Source organism: Methylobacterium sp. J-067 (assembly GCF_022829465.1).
Classification (GTDB): Bacteria; Pseudomonadota; Alphaproteobacteria; order Rhizobiales; family Beijerinckiaceae; genus Methylobacterium; species Methylobacterium litchii.
The window spans coordinates 17,477-27,572 of sequence record NZ_JAKSXZ010000042.1 but is presented as its reverse complement, the minus strand read 5'-3'; the positions used below and the strand labels follow the sequence as shown (position 1 = coordinate 27,572).

8 protein-coding genes are annotated in these 10,096 nt (G+C 65.1%); all 8 read left to right on the top strand.

What is annotated here, in order from left to right; translation table 11 throughout:
* Nucleotides 1-795: 795 nt before the first annotated feature.
* The 8 genes from MKK52_RS03145 (at nucleotide 796) to MKK52_RS03110 (ending at nucleotide 10,095) form a co-directional block, all read left to right on the top strand.
* Entirely contained in the window at nucleotides 796-2,106 is a 1,311-nt protein-coding gene (locus MKK52_RS03145) for a transporter substrate-binding domain-containing protein (protein ID WP_243952294.1), read from the top strand.
* A 79-nt stretch (nucleotides 2,107-2,185) separates the two neighbouring features.
* Nucleotides 2,186-3,070 carry an urea ABC transporter permease subunit UrtB gene (gene urtB / locus MKK52_RS03140; protein WP_243952293.1) on the top strand — a complete coding sequence of 295 codons (885 nt, stop codon included), beginning with the start codon at nucleotides 2,186-2,188 and terminating at the stop codon, nucleotides 3,068-3,070.
* A 45-nt stretch (nucleotides 3,071-3,115) separates the two neighbouring features.
* Nucleotides 3,116-4,231 (top strand): urea ABC transporter permease subunit UrtC, encoded by a 1,116-nt coding sequence (gene urtC / locus MKK52_RS03135; RefSeq protein ID WP_243952292.1) that lies wholly within the window; start codon nucleotides 3,116-3,118, stop codon nucleotides 4,229-4,231.
* An 11-nt stretch (nucleotides 4,232-4,242) separates the two neighbouring features.
* Nucleotides 4,243-4,983: an urea ABC transporter ATP-binding protein UrtD gene (gene urtD, locus MKK52_RS03130; RefSeq protein WP_243952291.1), complete on the top strand. Its 741-nt coding sequence runs from the start codon at nucleotides 4,243-4,245 to the stop codon at nucleotides 4,981-4,983.
* Between the two features lie 12 nt (nucleotides 4,984-4,995).
* Entirely contained in the window at nucleotides 4,996-5,694 is a 699-nt protein-coding gene (gene urtE, locus MKK52_RS03125; RefSeq protein WP_243952290.1) for an urea ABC transporter ATP-binding subunit UrtE, read from the top strand.
* A 282-nt stretch (nucleotides 5,695-5,976) separates the two neighbouring features.
* Complete coding sequence (locus MKK52_RS03120; protein ID WP_243952289.1) at nucleotides 5,977-6,417, top strand: N,N-dimethylformamidase, small subunit; 441 nt, start codon at nucleotides 5,977-5,979, stop codon at nucleotides 6,415-6,417.
* A 71-nt stretch (nucleotides 6,418-6,488) separates the two neighbouring features.
* Complete coding sequence (locus MKK52_RS03115; protein ID WP_243952288.1) at nucleotides 6,489-8,921, top strand: LamG domain-containing protein; 2,433 nt, start codon at nucleotides 6,489-6,491, stop codon at nucleotides 8,919-8,921.
* Between the two features lie 130 nt (nucleotides 8,922-9,051).
* Nucleotides 9,052-10,095, top strand: a complete 1,044-nt coding sequence (locus MKK52_RS03110; RefSeq protein WP_243952287.1) for a hypothetical protein — start codon at nucleotides 9,052-9,054, stop codon at nucleotides 10,093-10,095.
* The last annotated feature ends 1 nt before the right edge of the window (nucleotide 10,096 follow it).

Genomic DNA, 10,096 nt, shown 5'->3' with positions numbered 1-10,096 from the left:
GGTGAAGCCGGCCGCCGCCATCTCCGTGGCCCAGGGGGCCAGCGGCCCGACCCGCACCGGCGACGTCGCCTTGGCGGCGAGATCGGGGTTGGTGCGCGCCTGCGTCTGATCGTTCAGCGTCTCGACCGGCGTCGCCGTCTGGGCGCCCGCCGGGGCCGGTGCGAACACGAGGATGGCCGCGAGAAGTAAAGCCCCGGCGCAAGCCTGGGGCTGGGCCTGCCATGTTGCCGACGGCCCGTCGAATAGTGTCCGATGCATTTGAACCACTCAGGAAGCCGATGCGGGCTTCGGGATTCGACGCGCATCATCGCGACGCGTCGAGGCCAGCCACCCACACAATTGCCAAAGGACCCGAGCCGGATGGTTCCCCGTCGTGGAAGGAGAGCGCGAGACCACGCCGTCCGCCGCGAACACACATCTGACTAAGGGCGGAATCATCGCTGCTCCACCCGAACCGCCCGTCGCTCTTTTGCGGATCTCCGGGCTTACGCAAAAGGTGTCATTCGTTAAAAAGCTGCGTCAATAGGGCTTTTAGCGCTCTGAATTAAACTCGGGCGCTGCAGCGCACCCTGCGGCAGATTGGCCACAGCGGGGCCGTTTGAGGGGCTAGATGGCGGCTTAAACGGCCTAGAGATAAATTTTTATTCCCTTAGCGAAAATCGGCTTGACCAGTTTGCCGCACCGCGACTAGGTTTCGCGAGAAGAAAATTATTTGACAGCTTGGCGAATAAAGCGTCAGCTGTGCAAAATTTATGCATCTCCGAGCAATTTCGAGTGCAACACGAGGACGCTAAAATGGATCTGACGCGCCGCAGGCTATTGAGGACCTCATCGATGGCCGCTGCCGCCGTCGCTGCACCGCACCTGTGGTTGCCGACCACCCGCGAGGCCTGGGGCGCGACCCTGAAAAAGGGCGAGCCGATCAAGGTCGGCCTACTGTTCTCCCTCACCGGTCAGCTCGCCGTGCCGGAGGAGGATTCCACCCTCGTGATGCAGTACGCCATCGACGAGATCAACAAGAACGGTGGCATCGCCGGGCATCAGATCCAGCCCGTCATCATCGATGCCAAGTCAGACTTCAATGTCTACTCGGAGAAGGCCAAGGAGCTGATCCTCCGCGAGAAGGTGATCGCGATCTTCGGCTGCTACACCTCGGCGAGCCGGAAGGCGATCCTGCCGGTGGTGATGTCCCAGAACAGCCTGCTCTACTATCCGACCTGCTACGAGGGTGCGGAATGCACCCAGAACACCATCTGCACCGGTCCGCTGGCCAACCAGCACTCCAAGGACCTGATCCCGTACATGGTGAAGAACTTCGGGAAGAAGGTCTTCTTCGTCGGCTCGAACTACGTCTGGCCGAAGGAGTCGAACAAGAACGCCAAGATCTGGCTCCAGAATGCCGGCGGGGAGCTGGTGGGCGAGGAGTACATTCCCCTCGGCAGCTCGGAGTTCGGGCCGGTCCTCGGCAAGATCCGCGACACCAAGCCGAACTTCATCTTCTCCACCGTCGTCGGCGCCTCCGACATCGCCTTCCACAAGCAGTTCAAGCAGGAGGGCTTCAAGGTCGATGCGATGCCGATCGCCTCGCTGACCACCGGCGAGATCGAGACCAAGGCCATGGGCGCGGAATTCGGCGCCGGGCACTTCCTCTCGGCCCCCTACTTCCAGAGCCTCGACAACCCGACGAACCACAAGTTCGTCGAGAGCTTCCTCAAGAGCAAGTACGGCAAAAACGGCAGCACCCATTACAACATGGAGGAGACGTACCTCTCGGCCTACGTCTTCAAGGCCGGGCTCGAGGCCGCGCTGAATAAGACCGGCAACATCGAGGAGGTGACCTCGCGCATGATCCGCGACGTGAGCGGCGGCGTGAAGGTCGATGACAGCATCTCGCCCGAGGGCCTGATCTGGATCGATTCGGACAACTTTAACACATGGCTCAAGCCGAAGATCGGCCAATGTCAGGCGGACGGAAGCTTCAAGATCGTCGCCGAGGCCAAGGAGCAGGTCGCCCCGGACCCCTACTCAATCTACCCGAACCTCGGGAAATGCACCGCCACGGGCCTCGTCGCTCCGGACGGGAAGGCCCGGAAGAACGTGATCTGACGAGGAGCCCATCCCTCATCGCGACGCGTGGCCCACGGGCCTCGCGTGGCTGGCCCCGCCCCGGACCATGGGAGTTCCCTTGCACCTCCTCGATGCCGTCCCCCTCATCAATGCCCTGATCCTGGGCCTCAGCATCGCCAGCATCTGGCTCATCGCGGCCCTGGGCCTGACAATCATCTATGGCACCGTCGGCGTCATCAACATGGCCCACGGCGAGTTCATTATGGTCGGGGCCTACACGTCCTATGCTCTGCAGAGCTCGATCGGGCTGCCCTTCCTGCTCTGCCTGCCGGCGTCCTTCGCCGTCGTTGCCCTGGTCGGCCTCGTGATCGAGCGGGGCTTGATCCGCTACCTCTACAACCGCCCCCTCGATACGCTGCTCGCCACCTGGGGCGTTTCACTGGTGCTGATGCAGGGCGTGCGGCTGATCTTCGGCAGCGACCCGAAATACATCGCCGTCCCGCAGATCTTCCAGGACAACCTCGCCTTCGGCCCGTTCGGCCTGTCGGTGTTCCGCCTCGTGGTCATCGCCATCACCGCAGCCGTGGTCGCGGCAACGGCCTGGCTCTTCTACCGCACGCGCTTCGGCATGCAGGTCCGGGCGGTGATGCAGAACAAGGAGATGGCCGCCTCCTTCGGCATCGATGCCGACCGGGTCTACATGATCACCTTCGCCATCGGCGCGGGGCTGGCCGGGCTTGCCGGCTCCTTGTTCGGGGTGCTCGCCATCGTCCTGCCGACGATGGGCACCGCCTACGTCGTCCAGGCCTTCCTCGTGGTGGTGGTCGGTGGCGGAAGCCTTGTCGGCAGCGTCGCCGCCGCAGGGCTCACCGGTGAGCTGCAATCGGTCTTCGCCCTGTTCTCCAACGACACCTTCGCCCGCTTCCTTCTCTACGTGCTGATCGTGGTGTTCCTCCGCTTCCGCCCCCGCGGTCTCTTCGCCGTGGCCAAGGCGCGGCGCTGACGGGCGCGCTCAGCGAGGATGGACCGCCGAACCCGAGGATACCGGATGACGCGCAACCTCTACCACGACAAGCGAGCCCAGTGGCTGCTCTACGGGGCGGTGTTCCTGGCGCTCGCCGCCGTGCCCCTCTTCGTCTCGGACGGGTTTCTCCTGAACCAGTTCGCGACCTACGGGGTCTACGGGCTGCTCGCTCTGTCGATCAGCCTCGGCTGGGGGTTCGGGGGCATCCTCAACCTCGGCCAGGGCATCGCCTTCGGGCTCGCCGCCTACGGCATGGCCATGACCATGCAGATGCAGTCGCAGGATCCGGACTCGAACCCGATCCCGCCCTTCATGCTCAACAACAGCCTCGACCATCTCCCGGCCTTCTGGGAGCCGTTCTGGAGCACCGGCGGCGGCATCCTGCTCGCGCTCGTCATCCCGACACTGTTCTACGTCGTCTTCGGCAGCCTGATGTTCAGGGCCCGGGTCTCGGGGCCGTTCATCGCCATCATGACGCTTGCCATGCTGAGCGCGTGGTACACCCTGATCCTCGACATGCAGCCCTACACCAACGGCGCCAACGGCCTCTCGCCGCCCTCGCCGCTCACGGTGTTCTCGACCCAGATCGACCCCTATTCTCCGACCGCCTACTGGATCGTCTGCGGGCTCCTAATCCTCGCCACGGCGGGGACGAAGCTGCTGACCCAGAGCAAGTTCGGCCTCGTGGTCCAGGCCTTGCGGGGTGACCCGGAGCGGGTGCGCTTCCTCGGCTACAACGTCGCCGTCTACGAGACCGTGATCTACGCCATCTCCGGCTTCATCGCGGCGCTGGCGGGCTGCGCCTGGGTCATGCTCGTCCAGTACGTCTCCCCCGCGCAGCTCGATACCAACTTCAGCATCACTATGGTCATCTGGGCCGGAATCGGCGGGCGGCTGTCACTGATCGGGTCTATCCTCGGTGCCTTCCTCATCCAGGGCGGCCAGAGCTACCTCGGTGACCAGTTCCTCAATACCTGGCTGCTCCTGCTCGGCGCCTTCTTCATCGTTGTGGTGCGGGTGATGCCGAAGGGCCTCGCCGGCTTGCTGGAACTGGCGCTCGGCGCCCTCGCCCGGCCCCGCCGGGGCGACGGAACCGGGGCCAGGGCCGACGGGGCCGCCCTGCCTGCGGCCGGCGAATAGGAGTGCGGGCGATGGGCGTCCTCGAGATTCACAACCTGCGCAAGAGTTTCAATGGGACGAAGGTCATCAACGACTTCAGCTTCGACCTGACGGAATTGACGCTGAACTGTCTCGTCGGCCCCAACGGCGCGGGCAAGACGACGACCATGGACCTCATCACCGGCCGGCAGAAGCCCGATTCGGGCCGGATCGTCCTGCGGGGCGACGACATCACCGGGCTCGGCGAACATGAGATCGCCCAGCGCGGCATCGGGCGGAAGTTCCAGGTGCCGGCGGTGTTCCGGGATCTGAGCGTGCGTCAGAACTTCGAAGTCGCCTATTCCCGGCAGACCAACCCATTCCGCAACATGGCCGGGCGGCAGCCGCCGGGCTTCGCACCACGCCTCGCAGAGGTCACCGACCTTACGGGCCTCGCGGATCGACTCGGAACGGAAGCGGGCCTGCTGTCCCACGGGGAAACCCAGTGGCTGGAGATCGGCATGGTGCTCATGCAGGATCCGGCCATCATGCTTCTTGATGAGCCGGTGGCGGGCATGACCGAAGCCGAGATCGAGAAGACGGTCGGCATCCTCAACCGGCTCAAGCGCACCAACACCCTCATCGTCGTCGAACACGACATGGGTTTCGTCCGGCAGATCGCCGACGTGGTGACGGTGATGCACATGGGCAGCTTCCTGGCCCAGGGCTCCCTGCGCGAGATCGAGGCCGACGCTCGGGTCCGCGAGGTCTATCTCGGCGAGCCCGAGGTCTGAGGAGAATTCGCGATGCTGCTCGCCCTCGACCGGGTCACCTCGTATTACGGCAAGACGCCGATCCTGAAGGAAGTCGGCTTCGACCTACCCCAGGGGCAATGCCTCTGCGTCCTCGGACGCAATGGGGTCGGCAAGACGACGCTCCTGCGCACGATCATGGGCCTGACCGACCGCGCCTCCGGCGCGATCCGCGTCGAGGGCGAGGCGATCGAGCGTGCCCCGACGCATAAGCGGGCCAAGTACGGCCTGGGCTACATCCCGCAGGGACGGCAGATCCTGCCGCAATTCACCGTCGAGGAAAACATCCTCCTCGGCACCTTCGCCCGCAGCGACGGCGCCCGAGGCGTTCCCGATCTGTGCCTCAGCCTGTTCCCCTATCTAGCGGAAAACCTGCACCGCAAGGCGGGCCTGCTCTCGGGCGGCCAGCAGCAACAGCTCGCAATAGCCCGGGCGCTGGCGACCAACCCGCGCATCCTCCTCCTCGACGAGCCGACCGAGGGCATACAACCCAATATCGTCGCCGAGATCGGGCAGACGCTGCGGCGCCTTAACCGAGAGCTCGGGATCACGCTGATTCTGACGGAGCAGCACATCAAGGTGGCCCGAAAGCTCGGCGACGCGTTCCTCATGATGGAGAATGGCCGGATCGTCGCCCGCGGTCCGATCGGCGAGATGACCGACGAGTTGATTGAACGTCACATGACCATCTGATCGGCGTTTTGTTCAATAATTTTTCTCGAGAAGAAATTAGTGCTTGACGGGCGATCCAAAGTAATAATAATCTTCATTAAGGACGAAGGTCTGAACTACTCTCGAAGAATCGCCGGTCTTCTCCAGCATCGGCGTGTCTGTCGATCTGCACGATCTTCGGATTAGGCAAGGGATCGCAACGAAGCCATCTCAGCAACTCTTGCTTGTCCCGCCGTTCAATCGGATCGAGAAACGACGTCTTGCGGCCGCGACGCGGCGGCCCGGCCACCCAGGAGCACCGAAATGGAGCCGATTCCGAGGAAGGGGACGCCCGAGCGTCAACGCCTGATCGACACGCACAAGGCCTGCATGGACTCGATGAAGGGGGTTGCGGGCAACTCGGTCCTCCAGTGCGGGACGCCTGGGGACACGACAATCATCGGCGGCGGCGTCCATGCCGACCCGGTGCTGAAGCGGGTGTTGCTGCGGATGCGCGGCGAGAGCCCGAAGGGCAAGCTGATCGTCATCTGCACCAAGGTCGACGCCGAGTGGCGGATCGCGCGCCTGTCCGGCATCCGTGGTGTCCCGCCGGAATTCGTAGATGAGATCGTCTACACGGACGAGCAGGAGATCCAGCACGCGGTCTTCCTGATGCGCCTCGAAGAGCTCTCCGACAGCTACGGCTTCCCCGAGGACTTCCACGAGGGCTGGAAGCGCCGGGACGACAACTGGCCGGTCACCTGAGGGCTCGTCCACCCCGAAGGCCGCCCCCCTGACCCGCCCGGCGGGACTGCGCATTGCTCGAGGATTGCCGCATGACGACGATGAGGCTGACCGGCTACGCCGACAAGTTCGGTGTACATCCTGGCGACACGATCAAGTTCTACGTGAATTGCGACGGCCCGGCCGAGTACAAGGTCGAGATCGTTCAGATGATCAACGGTGACACCAACCCGCGCGGGCCCGGATATATCGACCGGCCGGTGGAGGCTGCGGTCAACGGCACCTATGCGGGCCGCAAGCAGGTGATCCACGGGGGATCCTACGGTTACGTCCCCGATGCCCGGCCGTTCAATGTCGAGAGCTTCACGCTCCAATGCTGGATCTGGCCGACAGCGCCGAAGACCCATCCCCGCTACTGGAAGCACGGCGCCCAAGGTCTCGTCACCAAATGGTCGGGCGATTGCGGCTACGGCCTGTTCGTCAACGCCGAAGGGTGCTTGGAACTGCGCATCAACGAGCACCGGATCACCACCGGCGTGCCGATCCGCGACCATGCTTGGCACTTCTGCGCGGCGAGCTTCGATGCAACCACCGGAGACGTGGTGCTCTACCACGAGCCGCAGGTGGTCTACGCCCTTGACCCCGAGATCCCGCCGGTCACGGCCAGCCTCAAGGTCGCGGTGGCGCCCGCCCCCGTTCCGGTCGCCCTCGGCGCCTATGTCGAGGCCTTGGCGCCCAGCGACCCGCTGGCTGCCTCGTCGAAACCCGCCGGCGTGATCTTTGCCGGCAAGTACAATGGCAAGATCGATAGCCCGCGCATCTGCAACCGTGCCCTCTCCCGCGCCGAGATCGAAATGATGAAGGCCGGCGCCCAGCCCGGCCTGACGGAACGGCGCAATTCCGGCCCCACGGGCAAGCTCTCCGAATGCATCGTCGCCGCCTGGAACTTCTCTCAGGGCATCGACACCATTCACGCCAAGGACGAGGGACCCTATCGCTTCGACGCGACCCTAGTGAACTGTCCGAACCGTGGCATGACCGGCTACAACTGGTCCGGGCAGAACTTCGACTGGAAGCACGCGCCGAACGAATATGGCGCCATCAGCTTCCACGACGACGACGTGGACGATGCCCGGTGGGCCTCCGACTTCGCCTGGACCGTGCCGGAAACGGGCGTGAAGAGCCGCTTCTACGCCGCCAAGCTTACCACCGCTGATGGGGCCGAGGATTTCATCCCGTTCTGGGTGGTGCCGCGCATCGGTCAGAAGACGGCCAAGATCGCGGTCATGGTCCCGACGATCAGCTACATGGCCTATGCCAACGAACACGTGGCCTGCAACGCGGGTGGCGCGGAACTGTTCATCTACCGCGTGCCGATCATGCAGCAGCAGAACATGTTCCTCTCCGAGCACCGGGAATACGGCGGCTCGATCTACGACACCCATACCGACGGCACGGGCATCTCGATCTCGTCCCGCCTCCGCCCGATCCTCTCGATCCGGCCGAAATACGATCACTTCCTCGCCCAGGCGCCGTGGCAATACCCGGCCGATCTCCACCTGATCTACTGGCTGGAGACGATGGGCTACGAGTACGACGTCTTCACTGACGAAGACATCACCTACGACGGGCTGGCGCGGATCGAGAATTACAACGTCATCATCACCGGCTCGCATCCCGAGCACAATTCCGGCCCGCAACTCGACGCCCTGCACAACTACACCCAGCGTGGCGGACGCCTGATGTATATGGGCGCGGACGCGTGGTACTGGGTGCATTCCTTCCACCCGGCCTACGAGGACAAGGGCCGGGGCGTCGTAACCGAGATGCGCCGCTGCGAATCTGGCATCCGCACGTGGCGGGCCGATCCCGGCGAATACTACCACCAGGGTACGGGCGAACTCGGCGGGATGTGGCGTTTCCGTGGGCGCTACCTCCATTCGGTGGCCGGCGTCGGGATGTCGTCGGAGGGGTTCGACGTGTCGAGCTACTTCTCGCGCACCCCCGACAGCCTCGACCCCCGCGTCGCCTGGGCCTTCGAGGGCATCGGCTACGACGAGAAGCTCGGCAATTTCGGCCTCGTCGGCGGTGGCGCTGCGGGCCTCGAACTCGACATCGTCGACACGATGCTCGGATCGCCGCCGCACACATTGGCTGTCGCCACCTCGGCCGGGCGGCACACGGAGGCCTACCTCCTCGTCATGGAGGATTTCGGCTTCAATCAGCAGGGCCTCGACGGGACGACCCATCCGCGCGTGCGCGGCGATATCGCCTTCCACGAGACCCCTAACGGCGGTGCCTGCTTCGCCTTCTCCTCGATCGCGTTCTGCGGCTCCCTGCCGTGGAACAACTGCGACAACAACATCTCGCGGCTCGTGAAGAACGTGCTCGACCGCTTCGCGATGGACGGCCCCCTGCCCGCCCCGCCCGCCGAGGCGATCAAGCATCGCGGCCGGGCCGATTACGACCCAACCCCGATAGAGCACCGCAGCCGCAAGGAGCGGGGCGAGCCCCTGCCGGCCTGAGCGTCTCCGCTCCCGATCTCCACCCCATTCCCCTGGGGCGGAGTGCGGACGGGAGGCGTGCCGCCAAAGCTCGCCTCCCGTCCAAACCTCACCCGCGCCCTCGGTCGACGTCTCCCACAAGGACCGCGCGATGACCCAGACGTCCGCGCCCGCCGCCCTCTCCCTTCCGTCCGCCGGCTATGTCGCCGACCGGCCCGATCTCGGCCATGCCGCCGAAGGGTGGGACCTTGCCGATCCGGCCTTCTACGCCGTAGATCCCGACACGCCCTGCCTGCTTCCGGCCCTCGCCTACAGGTCGCTCGCCTTCGCGGATCTGGAGGATGATGCGGTCTGGACACGGGGCTGGATCGCCGTCGGCTTCCCGGCCGACATCCCCGGACCCGGCGACCTGCTGCCGTTCAGCGCCGGGCACCACGGCATCCATGTCCAGCGCGAGCCGGACGGGACGGTAGTCGGGCGGTTCAACAAGGCACAGCACGGCGGATGCCGGGCGGTGCCGCTCCAATGCCGAACGGGTACGCAGACCCGGTGCTCGTTCACGGCCTGCGGCTATAGCCGCGACGGCGATTCCCTACAGGCTGGGCCGGACGGACAACCGACGCCCGCCATGCACCAGTATCTCGGCCTGCGGCCCGAGCGGCTCCTGCCGGTTGCTGTCGCGGAGGCGGGTCCTGTGATCCTGGCGCGGCTCGATCCCGCGCCGGACGGCCCGGAACCGCTGCCTGCCGTCTTGGGGGACGCAACGCCGACGTTCCACCGCATCGAGATCGACGCGAACTGGAAACTTGTGCTGGCGTCCCTCGCCCGTTGCGGCCCGACCGGCGCACCGTCAATCGCCGTCGAGACCCACTTTCCGAACCTCGTCCTGCTTTCCGAAACGGGTCAGGGCTGCGCCATCATCCTCCAACCCACCGCCCTCGCCCGCACCCTGTGCCGGATTGCGATCATGACGGACGGGGGCAAACCGGCCGCTACGGAGCGATGGCTCGGCGAGATCGACAGCCGGCTCGCAGGCGTCGCAGCTTTTCAGGAAGGCCTGTCCCGCCCCGATGGGGGACTGGTGCGGCCACCCGCCGATGCGGCGGCACTCTGGGTCCAGGGTGAACTCGCCACCCGCATCCTATCCCGGTCCGTGGCCGCAGCGGCCGGACCACTCTACGCCACGAGGCTCTGAG

Bases quoted from the DNA above. Each gene is read 5' to 3' on its own strand.
- MKK52_RS03145 (WP_243952294.1), top strand. From the start codon at position 796: ATGGATCTGACGCGCCGCAGGCTATTGAGGACCTCATCGATGGCCGCT.
- urtC (WP_243952292.1), top strand. From the start codon at position 3,116: ATGACGCGCAACCTCTACCACGACAAGCGAGCCCAGTGGCTGCTCTAC.
- urtD (WP_243952291.1), top strand. From the start codon at position 4,243: ATGGGCGTCCTCGAGATTCACAACCTGCGCAAGAGTTTCAATGGGACG.
- urtE (WP_243952290.1), top strand. From the start codon at position 4,996: ATGCTGCTCGCCCTCGACCGGGTCACCTCGTATTACGGCAAGACGCCG.
- MKK52_RS03120 (WP_243952289.1), top strand. From the start codon at position 5,977: ATGGAGCCGATTCCGAGGAAGGGGACGCCCGAGCGTCAACGCCTGATC.
- MKK52_RS03115 (WP_243952288.1), top strand. From the start codon at position 6,489: ATGACGACGATGAGGCTGACCGGCTACGCCGACAAGTTCGGTGTACAT.
- MKK52_RS03110 (WP_243952287.1), top strand. From the start codon at position 9,052: ATGACCCAGACGTCCGCGCCCGCCGCCCTCTCCCTTCCGTCCGCCGGC.